A 13,512-nucleotide genomic window follows, 5' to 3' on the forward strand; every position below is an offset into this window, starting at 1 on the left:
CGAAATTTAGAGAAGAAACCATGAGCATCGCCATTCGCAACGTCGACAAACACTTCGGCAACTTCCATGCGCTGCGCAATGTCAGCCTGGACATAGACTCCGGGGAACTGGTGGCACTGCTGGGCCCGTCGGGCTGCGGCAAGACCACCTTGCTGCGCATCATTGCCGGCCTGGAAACAGCGGACCAAGGCAATATTCTGTTCAGCGGTGAAGACACCACCGACGTGCATGTGCGCGACCGCAATGTGGGATTTGTGTTCCAGCACTACGCGCTGTTCCGCCACATGACCGTGTTTGACAACGTGGCCTTCGGGCTGCGCATGAAGTCACGCGCAACCCGCCCTTCGGAAGCTGTCATCAAGGAGAAAGTGCACAAGCTGCTGAACCTGGTGCAACTCGATTGGCTGGCCGACCGCTATCCGGCGCAGCTCTCGGGCGGTCAACGCCAGCGCATCGCGCTGGCCCGCGCCCTGGCGGTGGAGCCCAAGGTGCTGCTGCTGGACGAACCTTTCGGTGCGCTGGACGCCAAGGTGCGCAAGGAATTGCGCCGCTGGCTGCGCCGCCTGCACGACGACCTGCACGTGACCAGCATCTTTGTGACGCACGACCAGGAAGAAGCGCTGGAAGTAGCCGATCGCGTGGTGCTGATGAACAGCGGCACCATTGAGCAGATCGGATCTCCGCAGGAAGTGTGGGACCATCCAGCCAGTCCCTTTGTGTATGGCTTTCTGGGTGATGTGAACCTGTTCCACGGCCGTGCGCACGAGGGCGAGATGCTGATCGGCGAGCAGCTCCACGGCGTGCGTCTGGCCAGCCCCGAACACAGTGACACACAGGACGCCAAAGCCTTTGCCTATGTGCGCCCCCACGATCTGGATGTGCGCCGCTACCAGGCGGGTGAGGCCGCCAAGGTTAGCGCAGAGAACCCCCAGAGCGGTATCCCCGCCAAGCTGGTGCGCGCCATTGTGGTGGGCCCGATTGCGCGGCTGGAACTGCTGCCCTTGGACGCCTCGGCGGCCGGCAGCGGCGACATCATTGAAGCGCAGATCCCTGCCACGCAGTTCGCGCAAGAAGCCTTCAAGGAAGGTGAGACGCTGGTGCTGACGCCGCGCAAGGCGCGCGTGTTCGTGGCCTGAGGACCTACAGGCCGCAGCCGCGCAGGATCAGCGACACCACATGCTCGGTGGCGCGGGCATGGTCCTTGGGACTCAGGGATTCCTTGCCCAGCACGGCACTGACCTGCACGTCGAAATCGGCGTAGGTCTGCGTGGCCGCCCAGATGGTGAAGAAGAGATGGGTGGCATCGACCGGTGCCATGCGCCCGGCATCAATCCAGCCCTGCACCACGGCAGCCTTTTGTTTGACGAGCTGGCGCAGCTCGGTGCGTAGCAGTTCGCTTACCACCGGCGCGCCGTGCAGCAATTCATTGGCAAACACCTTGGAGCCGTCTGGCCGTTGGGCGGAGAGGTCCATCTTGGCGCGGATATAGGCTTCCAACGCAGCGCGTGGTTCGGCGTCTACGGTGATGCCGTGTGTGGGTACCAGCCAGTCGTTGAGAATGTGCGACAGGACCGCGCGGTACAGCACGTCCTTGCTGCCGAAGTAGTAATGCAGATTGGCTTTGGGTAAGCCACTTGCTTCGGCGATGGCGGCCATGGTGGCGCCGCCAAATCCGGCCCGGGCAAATACCTTCTCCGCAGCCAACAAAATACGGGCCTCGTTCGTCTGGCGAATGAGGCCCTTGGTCTGGGCTTCTGCAGCCTCTGTCTGTGGACGCACGCGAACGGTCTTGGTATTCAATGGCATTCGCGTGCTTCCTGCTTGCGGCTGATTACTTCTGCGCAGCGTCCCAGATGGCGTGCGAGTAGGCGGCCTTGCCCGGATCCTTCTTGATCACGGGGTCGCTGCCACCAGCCAGCAACACCTTGACGGTGCGCTCATAGGCGGCGGGTTCCAGGTAGCCGATCTTCTTGGTACCGGCATTGGTGATCAGCTTGGCCACGTTTTCCATCTGACGGGTTTGCACCTTCAGGTTGGAGCTGCCAGAGGTGTCAGCATCTACCACAGCCTTGGCGGCACCGGCGGGATCTTTCACTGCATCATTCCAGCCCTTGAGTGTGGCCTTGAGGAACTTGCCCATGCGTGCGACGAAGGCCGGGTCTTTCAGGTTGGGTTCCAACACATACAGGCCGTCTTCCAGGGTGGCCACGCCTTCCTTCTCATAGAAGAAGGTAACCAAATCCTTTTCCTTCACACCGGCTTCCACGACTTGCCAGTATTCGTTGTAGATCATGGTGGAGATACAGGCGGCCTGGTCCTGCAGCAGCGGATCCACGTTGAAGCCTTGCTTGAGGATTTTGATGTCGGAGTCGGTCTTGAGGCCGAGCTTGCTCATCCAGTTGAGGAAGGGGTATTCATTGCCGCCGTACCAGACACCCAGGGTCTTGCCCTTGAAGTCCTTGGGGCTGGAGACGCCGCTCTTCTTCTTGCAGGTCAGCATCAGGCCGGACTGGTTGAAGATCTGGGCCACGTTGACCAGCGGCACGCCAGCTTCACGCGAAGCCAGGGCGGAGGGCATCCAGTCCACCACGATGTCGGCCTGCTTGCCTGCCAGCACTTGTGTGGGAGCGATATCCGGGCCACCGGGTTTGATGGTGACGTCCAGGCCCTCGGCCTTGTAGTAGCCCTTGGCAGCGGCCATGTAATAACCGGCAAACTGGGCTTGCGGCACCCACTTGAGCTGCACGGTCACCGCTTCATTGGCAAGGGCGCCGGTGCTGGCAGCAACGCCACACACGGCCAATACCGCAGCCAGCAGGCTACTGGTGAATTTGCGAGAACGAATCATGGACTACTCCTTCAGGGTTAAAGAAACTACACAGGAACACAAACCATTTGCCACCACTATTTGCCTTCGCGCACCGATGGGTGCCAGAACGCGGCACGGCGCTCCAGCGCGACCAGCACGGCATAGGCCACCGATCCGGTGACCGAAGCCACCACAATCGCACCCCACACCAAGGGCATATTCATCTTGGCCGACTCGGTGGAAATGCGAAAGCCCAGGCCCATGGTGGGCGAGCCGAAGAACTCCGCCACGATGGCGCCAATCAGCGCCAGCGTGGCATTGACCTTGAGTGCGTTAAAGATATAGGGCAGGGCCGAGGGCAGGCGTAGTGCCAGCAGCGTGCGGGTGTAGCTGGCGGCATAGCTGTACATCAGCTCCCGCTCCAGCTTGCCAGCCGCCTTCAGGCCTGCCAGTGTGGACACCAGCATGGGGAAGAAGGTCATCAACACCACCACCGCCGATTTGCTGGGCCACTCAAAGCCAAACCACATCACCGCGATGGGCGCCACGCCCACCAGCGGAATCGCACTGGTAAGAGACGCTACCGGCAGCAGCCCGCGCTGCAAGAACGGCATACGGTCGATGGCCACCGCCACGGCAAAACCCAGACCACAACCCAGGGCCCAGCCAACGAGGACTGCCTTGAGCACCGTCTGCACAAAATCGCCCCAGAGCTTGGGCGCATGCTCGACCAGCGAGCCCAGGATCAGGCTGGGCGCTGGCAGCAGCACGCGCGAAACATCGAGCGCACGCACCAGCACTTCCCAGAAGAACAGCACCCACAGGCCAAACACGCCAGCCGTGAGTGGCCCCACCCAGCGGCTGCCGTCGAGTGCCGCGGTCTTGTAGATCGTGAAAATGGCAATGACAGCCAACAGCGTGATGAGCGGCCAGAACATGGGCGCGTTGCCGTCCAGCAGAATGTTCATACGCCCCCCCGATTGCGCAGCACGAGTCGCTCGACAGCCGCTACGATGGCTGTGAGGAACAGTCCCAGAAACGCCGACATCACCAGCGCAGACCATATCTGCACTGTCTGACCGTAGTACGAACCCGTGAGCAGCCGTGCGCCAAGACCGGCTTGTGCGCCGGTAGGCAGCTCAGCCACCATGGCACCCACCAGCCCGGCGGCCACACCCACGCGCAGGGCGGGGAAAAGGAACGGCAGCGCTGCGGGCATGCGCAACAGCCACAGTGCCTGCCAGCGGCTGGCAGCGTAGGTATGCATCATCTCGGTCTCGATCTTTTGCGGCGAACGCAGCCCGGCTACCATGGCCACGGTGACGGGGAAGAAACACAGGTACATGGCAATCACTGCCTTGGGCGCCGTCCCGGAAAAACCCAGGCTGCCCAGAATCACCAGCACGATGGGCGCAATTGCCAGCACCGGCACTGTCTGCGATGCCACGATCCAGGGCATTAGCGCGCGGTCCAGCGTGCGGCTGTGCACGATCAGGATGGACAGCACCAGGCCCAGCACAGTGCCCATGGCAAAACCCAGCAGGGTGCTCTGGCCGGTGACGGCGACGTGGTACATCAGGTTGCGCGGGTTGTCCAAGGGATAGCCGGTGAGACTCTCATAGAAGTCCATCACCACCTGGTGCGGTGCCGGCATCAGCGGGCGCTCCATGGTCATGGTGGCCTTGAACAGCTCCTGCCAGGTGTAGCCGGCGTCCGCGTCCAGCACGCGTTCGATGGCGCCCGGTGCATTCAGCGCCCAGGCAGCGCCATACCAGATCAGCACCACGGCAAAGAGCACCACCGCAATCGGCAAACCCTTGTGGAGCAGACCGTGCAGACCAGACGGGGTTTGGCCGCCGCCGGCGCTTGAAGACGCCGTCGCTTCAGCCATGGTGGTGGTCCGCCAGGGCCTCGCGCACTTCGTGCGCCACGGCAATGAAATCGGTGGTATCGCGCAATCCCAGATGACGGCCATCCGGCAGGGGTGAGTTGATCACTTTCACGATGCGCCCGGGTCGGGGTGACATCACCACGATCTTGGTGGACAGATACACCGCTTCGGCAATCGAGTGGGTCACGAACACCACGGTGCGGCGTTCGCGCTGCCAAAGCTGCTGCAACTGTTCATTGAGACGGTCACGGGTGATTTCGTCGAGCGCCCCAAACGGTTCGTCCATCATCAGTATCTTGGGCTCGAACGACAGCGCGCGCGCAATCGACACACGCTGCTGCATGCCGCCAGAAAGCTGCCAGGGGTACTTCCCCTCAAATCCTTTGAGGCCCACGCGCTCCAGATGCTCCACCGCAATCTGTTTGGCCTCCGCACGGCCCTTGCCCTGGATCTGCAAGGGCAGGGTCACATTGGCCAACACGGTGCGCCAGGGAAACAGGGCCGGTGCCTGGAACACATAACCATAGGCACGTGCCAGACGTGCATCGTGGGGCGACACACCATTGACCAGCACTTTGCCCGCACTGATGTGCTCCAGATCGGCAATGACGCGCATCAAGGTGGTCTTGCCGCAGCCTGATGGGCCGATCAGGGAGACGAACTCGCCTTCGGCAATGTCCAGATCAATGTCGCTGAGCGCATGGACGGGCGTGTCGGCGGTCTGGTAGATCACGCTGGCGTTCTGCACTTGAACGGCCAGACGGGCAGAGTTTGCAGGGCGATTCGGTTCGGTATTGGTCATTGACTCAGGCAGGCTCTACAAGGGTTCGAACATCATAAGTTAACCAATTGGTCAGGATCGATGAATTCACAGCCATCGGTCCGCTCGCTTTCCCTTATTCGGAATGATCCTGATCAAGGGTATGCGCGAGCCGCGCAGCCCTTCTCAAATCGCAGAATCAAGGCATTGCTCCCATGGTGGAAGCAATAACGCAAGCTCCATGCCAACCTGACCAAACGGTCAGGTTACACAGGGCACCGGATTGCGCTACCTCGATCCCGTTGTCAGTGCATGTGGGGTGGATTCAACGCATCCATGCACAAGTTTGGCGCGACAGTCGGTCGGAGGTTCAGGGCAGCTGAAGTCCCAGACCCTCGGCGTGATGACGCAGGTGGTCCGCCATGAAGGTGCTGATGAAGTAGTAGCCGTGGTCGTAATGCTCGTGACGGCGCAGGGTGAGTGACTGGCCTGCGCGGACGCAAGCCTGCTCGAACAGATGCGGATGCAGCTGCTCTGCCAGGAACTTGTCACCCAGTCCCTGGTCGATCAGGATGGGGCGCTCCAGCAGGGGCTTGCCGCGCTGCGTCATCAAGGCGCTGGCGTCGTGGGCCTGCCAGGCCTGGGTATCGGCTCCCAGATAACCGGTGAACGCCTTGTGACCCCAAGGGCATTGCGTGGGCGCGCAGATGGGAGCAAACGCCGACAGACTCTGGAACCGCTCGGGGTGGCGCAGCGCCAACGTCAGCGCGCCATGCCCGCCCATGGAGTGGCCCATGATGCCCAGCCGATTCGCATCCACCGGCAGGGTGTCGGTGACCAGCGGCAGCAGCTCGTCCATCAGGTAACTCTCCATGCGGTAGTGCCTGGACCAGGGGGCCTGCGTGGCATCCAGATAGAAGCCGGCGCCCACACCAAAGTCCCAGGCATCGGCTTCGCCCGCGACGCCCGCGCCACGCGGGCTGGTGTCCGGCGCAATCAGCGCCAGGCCCAGTTCCGCGGCCACGCGCTGGGCGCCGGCCTTGGTCATGAAGGTCTCTTCGGTGCAGGTCAGCCCCGCCAGATACAGGACTGCGGGCACCTTGCCCTGCGCAGCCTGCGGCGGCAGGTAGACCGAGAAGCGCATGGGCAGGCCAATGGTGGCGGACGCATGCTGGTAGAAGCGCTGCACGCCGCCAAAGCAGGCATGCTCACTGGTCAGGGTGACGCTGGTCATGGGCCGGATCAGAACAGCACCACGCCGCGGATGGACTCGCCGCGCTTCATCAAATCGAAGCCCTTGTTGATGTCTTCCAGCGGCATGGTGTGGGTGATCAGGCTGTCGATATTGATCTTGCCTTCCATGTACCAGTCCACGATCTTGGGCACGTCGGTGCGGCCACGGGCGCCGCCAAAGGCCGAGCCTTCCCATTTGCGCCCGGTCACCAGCTGGAAGGGACGGGTGCTGATTTCGGCGCCGGCTTCGGCCACGCCGATGATGATGCTGCGGCCCCAACCCTTGTGCGTGCACTCCAGCGCCTGGCGCATCACCTTGGTGTTGCCGATGCACTCGAAGCTGTAGTCGGCGCCGCCGTCGGTGAGCTGCACGATGGCGTCCACGATGTTGCCGCCTGCGGCTTCGATGTCCTTGGGGTTGAGGAAGTGCGTCATGCCAAAGCTGCGGGCCATGGCTTCACGGGCGGGGTTCAAGTCCACGCCAATGATCTTGTCGGCACCCACCATCTTCAGGCCCTGGATCACATTCAGGCCGATGCCACCCAGACCAAACACCACGGCGTTGGCGCCGGCCTCCACCTTGGCGGTGAAGATCACCGCGCCGATGCCGGTGGTCACGCCGCAGCCGATGTAGCAGACCTTGTCAAAGGGCGCGTCGGAACGGATCTTGGCCAGCGCAATCTCGGGCACCACGGTGTAGTTGCTGAAGGTGCTGGTGCCCATGTAATGGAAGATGGGGTCGCCGTTGAGGCTGAAGCGGCTGCTGGCATCGGGCATCAGGCCCTTGCCTTGCGTGCCGCGGATCAGCTGGCACAGATTGGTCTTGCGCGACAGGCAGAACTTGCACTGGCGGCATTCGGGCGTATAGAGCGGAATGACGTGGTCGCCCTTCTTGAGCGAGGTGACGCCCGGGCCCACATCCACCACCACGCCAGCGCCTTCATGGCCCAGGATGGCCGGGAAGATGCCCTCCGGGTCGGCACCACTCAGGGTGTAGTAGTCGGTGTGGCAAATGCCGGTGGCCTTGATCTCCACCAGCACCTCGCCCAGGCGCGGCCCAGCCAGGTCCACGGTTTCGATGGTGAGGGGTTGCCCGGCTTTCCAGGCGACGGCTGCTTTGGTTTGCATGGTGGTTCCTTGAGGTTTTTGTTCAACGCGCAGGTGGCGACAGGGCTGAATGATAAAGAGCCCGCAAGACATGCGTCCTGCGGGCTCTTGTTTATGGAACTTCAGCGCCGTATGCGCCGGTCTTCAGACCCGTTCCAGCACCAGCGCGATGCCTTGGCCCACACCAATGCACATGGTGCACAGCGCGTAGCGCCCACCGGTGGCATGCAACCGGTTGACCGCTGTGGTGGCCAGTCGTGCGCCCGATGCGCCCAGCGGATGCCCCAGGGCAATGGCGCCGCCCCAGGCGTTGACGCGTGCATCGTCGTCCTGCAGTCCCAGCATGCGCAGCACCGCCAAGCCCTGCGCGGCAAAGGCTTCGTTGAGTTCGATTACATCCAACTGGTCCAGGCCCAGGCCCGTGAGAGCAAGTACCTTTTCTGTCGCAGGTGCCGGGCCAATGCCCATCACGCGCGGCGCCACGCCGGCAGTCGCCATACCCACCACGCGGGCGCGCGGTGTCAGACCATTCTTGGCTGCGGTGGCTTCGTCGGCCAGCAGCAGGGCACAGGCACCATCGTTCACGCCGCTGGCGTTGCCTGCCGTCACCGTGCCGTCCGGACGCACCACACCCTTGAGCTTGGCTAGCGCTTCCAGGCTGGTTTCGCGCGGGTGTTCATCGGTTTCCACGACGAGCGCATCGCCCTTTTTCTGGGGAATGTGCACCGCGCAGATCTCGCGCGCCAGGTGGCCGGCCTTTTGCGCGGCCACGGCTTTCAACTGGCTGGCCAGTGCCATGCGATCCTGCGCTTCGCGGTCTATCTTGTAATCGGTGGCCACGTTCTCTGCCGTCTCGGGCATGCTGTCCACGCCGTACTGGGCCTTCATGAGCTTGTTGACGAAGCGCCAGCCGATGGTGGTGTCATACACCGCGTTGGCGCGGCTGAAAGCGCTCTCGGCTTTGGGCATCACGAAGGGTGCACGGCTCATGCTCTCCACGCCACCGGCCAGCATTAGCGTGGCTTCTCCGGCGCGGATGGCGCGTGCGGCCGTGCCCACCGCATCCAGGCCGGAGCCGCACAGGCGGTTGACGGTGCCGCCGGGAACTTCCTGGGGCAGGCCCGCCAGCAGCGCAGCCATGCGCGCCACGTTGCGGTTGTCTTCACCCGCCTGGTTGGCGCACCCCAGGATCACGTCGGTGACTGCATCCCAGTCCACCGAGGAATTGCGTTGCATGAGGGCGCGCAGCGGGATGGCGCCCAGGTCGTCGGTGCGCACGGAGGAGAGGGCGCCGCCATAACGGCCGAAGGGGGTGCGGATGGCGTCGCAGATGAAAGCTTGTTGCATGGCAGGTATCAGTTGGAAAGTTGCTGGGACAGATCAAACAGGCTGGTGGCTTCCAGGCCCAGCACCTCGGCACCCTGGGCGTTGAACAGTTGCCAGCGCCAGCGCAGGATGCCCAGACCCGGTTGGCTGCGCGCTACGCGCGTCTCCAGCACCGTGGCGCGGACGGTGAGGTCGTCCCCAGGGCGCACCGGGTGTGGCCACTTGATGTAGGCCAGCCCCGGCGAGGCAAACGACTCTGAGCCCTTGAGCGCCTTGTCCGCCAGCAGGCGCATGGCGATGCCGCAGGTGTGCCAACCGCTGGCAATCAGGCCGCCGAAGCGACCTTGTGCTGCAGCCTCGGGATCGGTGTGGAACCACTGCGGGTCGTAGGCCGTGGCGAACTGCAGGACTTCGGCCTGGGTCACATGGTAGGGGCCGGCTTCTATCACCAGCCCTGCAGAGAATTCAGCGAACCGCATCTCAGACCGCCCAGGCACGCTGGCGCAACAAGGGGCTCACGCGGTAGCGCTCGCCACGGCAGTGCAGGTCCAGCGCGTCCAGCACCTGGACCACCGATGCCACGCCCCACAGGGCAAGCCAGTCGAACGGGCCAGTGGGGTAGTTCACGCCCAACTTCATGGCATCGTTGGCACCCTGTTCGGTACACACACCCTGGTGCACTGCATCGGCCGCTTCGTTGACCAGCATGGCAATGGTGCGTGCCACCACCAGCGCGGGCGTATCGGCCACGCGCTGGTCATTGAAACCCAGTGCCTGCAACCACTGACCCGCCTGTGTGGCCCACGCATCGCTGGCGCGCGCCGACACCGCCCAGGCCAAGGGCGCGTTGGCGATGCCTGCGGTGCTGCCCTTGCCTTGCAGGGGCAGATCGAACACGGCCACCTCACCACCCAGTTGAGTGGCGCAGCGGCCATCGGTCAGGCGCAACTGGCAGCCATCGATATCCAGGCCGACCCAGTCGCTGCCGGGTTCGTTGTGTATGGCAGGCGCGGACACTTCACCCAGGCTGATGGCCGCATCCACAGCGGTATCGAGCGCCTGCAACAGCAGCTTGGCTACCGCGCCGCTGCCATGCACCGTAATCTCCTGCGCTGCAGGCAGTGCCGCTGCCGCATACGCGGCAATCTGCGGCACGGCGGCATCGGGGCCGTAGGCATAGAAGCCACGCCCGGACTTGCGGCCCAGCAAGCCGCCGTCCACCATCTCGCGCTGCACCAGCGAGGGAACAAAGCGCTTGTCGAAAAAGTTGGCCTCGTACACCGACTGTGTCACTGCGAAATTGGTGTCGTGACCGATCAGATCGATCAACTCGCACGGTCCCATGCGAAAGCCCGCTGCGCGCAGACAGGCATCCAGCACGGCGGGCGTTGCGGCCTGCTCCTGCAGCAGCGCCAGCGTCTCGGCGTAGTAGGGCCGCGCAATGCGGTTAACGATGAAGCCCGGCGTGGAGCGCGCATGCACCGCCACCTTGCCCCAGCGTGTGGACAGGTCAAAGATGGCCTGCGCCACTGCGGCATCGGTCTGCAGGCCCGAGACCACTTCCACCAGCTTCATGAGCGGCACCGGGTTGAAGAAGTGCATGCCCACCAGACGCTGCGGGCGCTGCAGGCCGTTGGCAATCGCAGTGACCGAAATGGAAGACGTGTTGGTGGCCAGGATGCAGTTGGCACCCACGATGGATTCAAGCTGCTGGAACAGGCCGCGCTTGGCGTCGAGCTTTTCGATGATGGCTTCCACCACCAGGCCGGCCGATGCCGCTTCGTGCAGCGTGCTGATGGCGCTGATGCGCTCCAGGGTCTGCGCCACCGCATCTGCGGCCAACTTGCCTTTGGTTACCAGCGCCTGCAGGCTGGCTGTGAGCTTGGCCTTGGCGTCCAGCGCAGCGCCTTCACGCGTGTCGTACAGCATGACCGCATGACCAGCCTGCGCTGCGACTTGCGCAATACCGGCGCCCATGATGCCCGCGCCCACCACCAGCACCGGTGCGTTGTTCAGAGAGGTATCACTCATTGGGGAATCCAGTTGGCGGGGCGCTTGGCCAGGAAGGCGGCAAAGCCTTCGCGTGCTTCGTCGGTGCCGCGCACGCGGCTGATGGTCTGTGCCGTGAGTTCACGCACTTCGGGCGTGATGGGGCCGACTTCCAGCTGGGCAAACAGCGCTTTGATTTCACGCTGCGCATTGGGGCTGCCCACCAGCAGTTCCTTCACTGTGGCATCCACCGCGGCGTCCAGCGCGTCGAGCGCCACCACCTGCTGCACCAGCCCCATGGACAGTGCCTCGGCCGCGCCAATGCGCGTGGTGGTGAGTGCGAGCCGCTGCGCCTGGCGTTTGCCCACAGCATTGGTCACATACGGGCCAATGACGGCGGGCAGGATGCCGAACTTGGCTTCGCTCACGGCAAAGCTGGCGTTGTCGGCAGCAATGGCGATATCGCATGCGCAGGCCAGTCCCACGCCGCCGCCCAGCGCCGCGCCCTGCACCCGCGCCAGCACCGGCTTGGGTGCGCTGGCGATGCGGTGCAACATGCCGGCAAAGCGCCGCGCATCCTGCAGGTTCCACTCCACGCTGGCTTCTGCCGCGCGCTGCATCCACTGCAGATCGGCGCCTGCGCTGAAGTGCTTGCCTTCACCCGCGAGCACGATCACGCGCACCTGCGGGTCGGCAACCAGCGCTTCAAAGGCCGCATCCAGCTCGCCGATCATCAGCTCGTCAAACGCATTGAACACAGCGGGCCGCGCCATGGTGATTTGCGCCACACCGGGCGCGCGCTCGCTGAGCGCCAGGGTCTGGTAGGTGCGCATCAATAAGTTTCCAAGTGCAGGCGGCCCTCGCGCTTAAGCGCTGCGCCCACCGTTTCCCAATTCAGTCCCGCGCCCTTGGCGATGTCATGCAACGCCAGCACAACGCCTTCTTCCATGCTCTTGAGTCCGCACACATAGAAGTAGCTGTTGCTGTCTGCCAGCAGCGGTGCCAGGTCGACGGCGCGCTCGCGCATCAGGTCCTGCACATAGCGCTTGGGGCTGCCCGGCGTGCGGGAGAAAGCGAAGTTGATGTCGATGAAATCCTTGGGTAGGTTCTGCAACGGGCCGAAGTAGGGCAGCTCCTGCTGCGTGCGCGCGCCGAAGAACAGCATCAGCTTGCCGCCTTCAAACTTGCCGCTCTGGCGCAGCCGGCGACGCCACTCGGTCATGGCGCGCATGGGTGCGCTGCCGGTGCCGGTGCAGATCATCACGATGTTGGAGCGCGGATGGTTGGGCATCAGGAAGCTGGTGCCGAACGGACCGATAACCTGCACGGTGTCGCCAATCTGCAGGTCGCACATGTAGTTGGAGCCGACGCCGCGCACCGGTTTGCCACTGTGGTCTTCCAGCACGCGCTTGATGGTGAGCGACAGGTTGTTGTAGCCGGGACGCTCGCCGTTGCGCGGACTGGCAATGGAGTACTGGCGCGCGTGGTGGGCGCGGCCGTTTTCATCCACGCCAGGCGGGACGATACCGATGCTCTGGCCTTCCAGCACGGGAAAGGGCATGCTGCCGAAGTCCAACACGATGTGGTGGGTGTCGTAGTCGGCACCGGCGGTGGCGCCCACTTCGGTCACGCGTACGTTGCCGACGACCTTGGCAGTCACGGTCTTCTCGGCGGCCTTGGGGCCGTAGAGGTTGGTGTAGGCATGGGCAGCCGACCAGGGCGGCAATGTGGCGCCGAAGGCTGCGGAATTGAATGCCTGCTGTCCGGCAGGGTCTGCTGCAGGTGCAGGGGCCTGCGCTTCTTGCACAGCCTCGGTGGCCACGCCTTGTTCGGCCAGTTGTTCGGCGCTGAGTTCAGCGGGCAACTCGTCCCAGAAGAACTGCGCCTCGATGGAGTAGGCCTGGGCCGCAGGCATCATGCGCCAGTTGTCGATGGAGCCAGTGGGGCAGGGGGAGATGCAGGCCATGCAGAGGTTACACACATCGGCCTTGACCACGTAGTTGCGTGCGTCGTGGGTGATGGCGCCCACGGGGCAGATGGCTTCGCAGGTGTTGCAGCGGATGCAGATCTCGGGGTCTATCAGGTGTTGCTTGATGACGGCTTCTGTCATGGTTGTCTCTCTCTCTTCTTGTGCAATGCTGCAATTGTGTGCTGTTATTGCTCGCCTACATTCGCTCAGAAGCGTGCGGCTTGGGTATTCTGCGCCGTTCGTGTCCCCCGGCCTGCGGCCTCCTCCTTTACCTCACTCTGCAGAACACCCAATCCACCCGCTCCAGGTGACATACGTTACGCATGCCCACAGAGGGAACGCAGCGATCTCATTCGCAGCAGCAGGGTGGGGGTACGTGCCATAGCGAAGTAAAGGAGGAGCCCGAAGGGCGGGGGACATGAGCGGCG

The 13,512-nt window shown here is 63.6% G+C and carries 13 protein-coding genes; 1 reads left to right on the forward strand and 12 read right to left on the reverse strand.

Going from position 1 to position 13,512, the window contains the following annotated elements:
- Positions 1-20 precede the first annotated feature (20 nt).
- Positions 21-1,136 (forward strand): sulfate ABC transporter ATP-binding protein, encoded by a 1,116-nt coding sequence (locus tag AAGF34_RS06990; protein ID WP_342619895.1) that lies wholly within the window; start codon positions 21-23, stop codon positions 1,134-1,136.
- Between the two features lie 4 nt (positions 1,137-1,140).
- Here AAGF34_RS06990 and AAGF34_RS06995 read toward each other — a convergent pair whose 3' ends face one another.
- The 12 genes from AAGF34_RS06995 to boxA form a co-directional block, all read right to left on the reverse strand.
- Complete coding sequence (locus AAGF34_RS06995) at positions 1,141-1,806, reverse strand: TetR/AcrR family transcriptional regulator (protein WP_342619896.1); 666 nt, start codon at positions 1,804-1,806, stop codon at positions 1,141-1,143.
- A gap of 25 nt (positions 1,807-1,831) precedes the next feature.
- Complete coding sequence (locus AAGF34_RS07000; protein ID WP_342619897.1) at positions 1,832-2,848, reverse strand: ABC transporter substrate-binding protein; 1,017 nt, start codon at positions 2,846-2,848, stop codon at positions 1,832-1,834.
- A 56-nt stretch (positions 2,849-2,904) separates the two neighbouring features.
- A complete protein-coding gene (locus AAGF34_RS07005; RefSeq protein ID WP_342619898.1) occupies positions 2,905-3,777 on the reverse strand; it encodes an ABC transporter permease in 873 nt (290 codons plus the stop codon).
- A complete protein-coding gene (locus tag AAGF34_RS07010; RefSeq protein WP_342619899.1) occupies positions 3,774-4,700 on the reverse strand; it encodes an ABC transporter permease in 927 nt (308 codons plus the stop codon). The genes AAGF34_RS07005 and AAGF34_RS07010 overlap by 4 nt, the downstream gene beginning before the upstream one ends.
- Complete coding sequence (locus AAGF34_RS07015) at positions 4,693-5,502, reverse strand: ABC transporter ATP-binding protein (protein WP_342619900.1); 810 nt, start codon at positions 5,500-5,502, stop codon at positions 4,693-4,695. The genes AAGF34_RS07010 and AAGF34_RS07015 overlap by 8 nt, the downstream gene beginning before the upstream one ends.
- A 328-nt stretch (positions 5,503-5,830) precedes the next feature.
- Positions 5,831-6,694, reverse strand: coding sequence for an S-formylglutathione hydrolase (gene fghA, locus AAGF34_RS07020; RefSeq protein ID WP_342619901.1), 864 nt, complete (start codon positions 6,692-6,694; stop codon positions 5,831-5,833).
- Between the two features lie 8 nt (positions 6,695-6,702).
- The gene (locus AAGF34_RS07025) at positions 6,703-7,821 is read right to left on the reverse strand and encodes an S-(hydroxymethyl)glutathione dehydrogenase/class III alcohol dehydrogenase (RefSeq protein ID WP_342619902.1); all 1,119 of its coding nucleotides are present in this window, start codon (positions 7,819-7,821) and stop codon (positions 6,703-6,705) included.
- A gap of 123 nt (positions 7,822-7,944) precedes the next feature.
- Positions 7,945-9,147, reverse strand: coding sequence for a 3-oxoadipyl-CoA thiolase (gene pcaF / locus AAGF34_RS07030; protein ID WP_342619903.1), 1,203 nt, complete (start codon positions 9,145-9,147; stop codon positions 7,945-7,947).
- Between the two features lie 8 nt (positions 9,148-9,155).
- Entirely contained in the window at positions 9,156-9,605 is a 450-nt protein-coding gene (locus AAGF34_RS07035) for a MaoC family dehydratase (RefSeq protein WP_342619904.1), read from the reverse strand.
- A 1-nt stretch (position 9,606) separates the two neighbouring features.
- Positions 9,607-11,157 (reverse strand): 3-hydroxyacyl-CoA dehydrogenase, encoded by a 1,551-nt coding sequence (locus tag AAGF34_RS07040; RefSeq protein ID WP_342619905.1) that lies wholly within the window; start codon positions 11,155-11,157, stop codon positions 9,607-9,609.
- Complete coding sequence (locus tag AAGF34_RS07045; protein ID WP_342619906.1) at positions 11,154-11,948, reverse strand: enoyl-CoA hydratase-related protein; 795 nt, start codon at positions 11,946-11,948, stop codon at positions 11,154-11,156. Before AAGF34_RS07045 ends, AAGF34_RS07040 begins: the two co-directional genes overlap by 4 nt.
- Complete coding sequence (boxA, locus tag AAGF34_RS07050) at positions 11,948-13,225, reverse strand: benzoyl-CoA 2,3-epoxidase subunit BoxA (protein ID WP_342619907.1); 1,278 nt, start codon at positions 13,223-13,225, stop codon at positions 11,948-11,950. Before boxA ends, AAGF34_RS07045 begins: the two co-directional genes overlap by 1 nt.
- Between the last annotated feature and the right edge of the window lie 287 nt (positions 13,226-13,512).

This window comes from Rhodoferax sp. GW822-FHT02A01, assembly GCF_038784515.1.
Classification (GTDB): Bacteria; Pseudomonadota; Gammaproteobacteria; order Burkholderiales; family Burkholderiaceae_C; genus Allorhodoferax.

Bases quoted from the DNA above. Each gene is read 5' to 3' on its own strand.
- AAGF34_RS07005 (WP_342619898.1), bottom strand. From the start codon at position 3,777: ATGAACATTCTGCTGGACGGCAACGCGCCCATGTTCTGGCCGCTCATC.
- AAGF34_RS07010 (WP_342619899.1), bottom strand. From the start codon at position 4,700: ATGGCTGAAGCGACGGCGTCTTCAAGCGCCGGCGGCGGCCAAACCCCG.
- AAGF34_RS07025 (WP_342619902.1), bottom strand. From the start codon at position 7,821: ATGCAAACCAAAGCAGCCGTCGCCTGGAAAGCCGGGCAACCCCTCACC.
- AAGF34_RS07040 (WP_342619905.1), bottom strand. From the start codon at position 11,157: ATGAGTGATACCTCTCTGAACAACGCACCGGTGCTGGTGGTGGGCGCG.
- AAGF34_RS07035 (WP_342619904.1), bottom strand. From the start codon at position 9,605: ATGCGGTTCGCTGAATTCTCTGCAGGGCTGGTGATAGAAGCCGGCCCC.
- fghA (WP_342619901.1), bottom strand. From the start codon at position 6,694: ATGACCAGCGTCACCCTGACCAGTGAGCATGCCTGCTTTGGCGGCGTG.
- AAGF34_RS07015 (WP_342619900.1), bottom strand. From the start codon at position 5,502: ATGACCAATACCGAACCGAATCGCCCTGCAAACTCTGCCCGTCTGGCC.
- AAGF34_RS07045 (WP_342619906.1), bottom strand. From the start codon at position 11,948: ATGCGCACCTACCAGACCCTGGCGCTCAGCGAGCGCGCGCCCGGTGTG.
- AAGF34_RS06990 (WP_342619895.1), top strand. From the start codon at position 21: ATGAGCATCGCCATTCGCAACGTCGACAAACACTTCGGCAACTTCCAT.
- boxA (WP_342619907.1), bottom strand. From the start codon at position 13,225: ATGACAGAAGCCGTCATCAAGCAACACCTGATAGACCCCGAGATCTGC.
- pcaF (WP_342619903.1), bottom strand. From the start codon at position 9,147: ATGCAACAAGCTTTCATCTGCGACGCCATCCGCACCCCCTTCGGCCGT.
- AAGF34_RS06995 (WP_342619896.1), bottom strand. From the start codon at position 1,806: ATGCCATTGAATACCAAGACCGTTCGCGTGCGTCCACAGACAGAGGCT.
- AAGF34_RS07000 (WP_342619897.1), bottom strand. From the start codon at position 2,848: ATGATTCGTTCTCGCAAATTCACCAGTAGCCTGCTGGCTGCGGTATTG.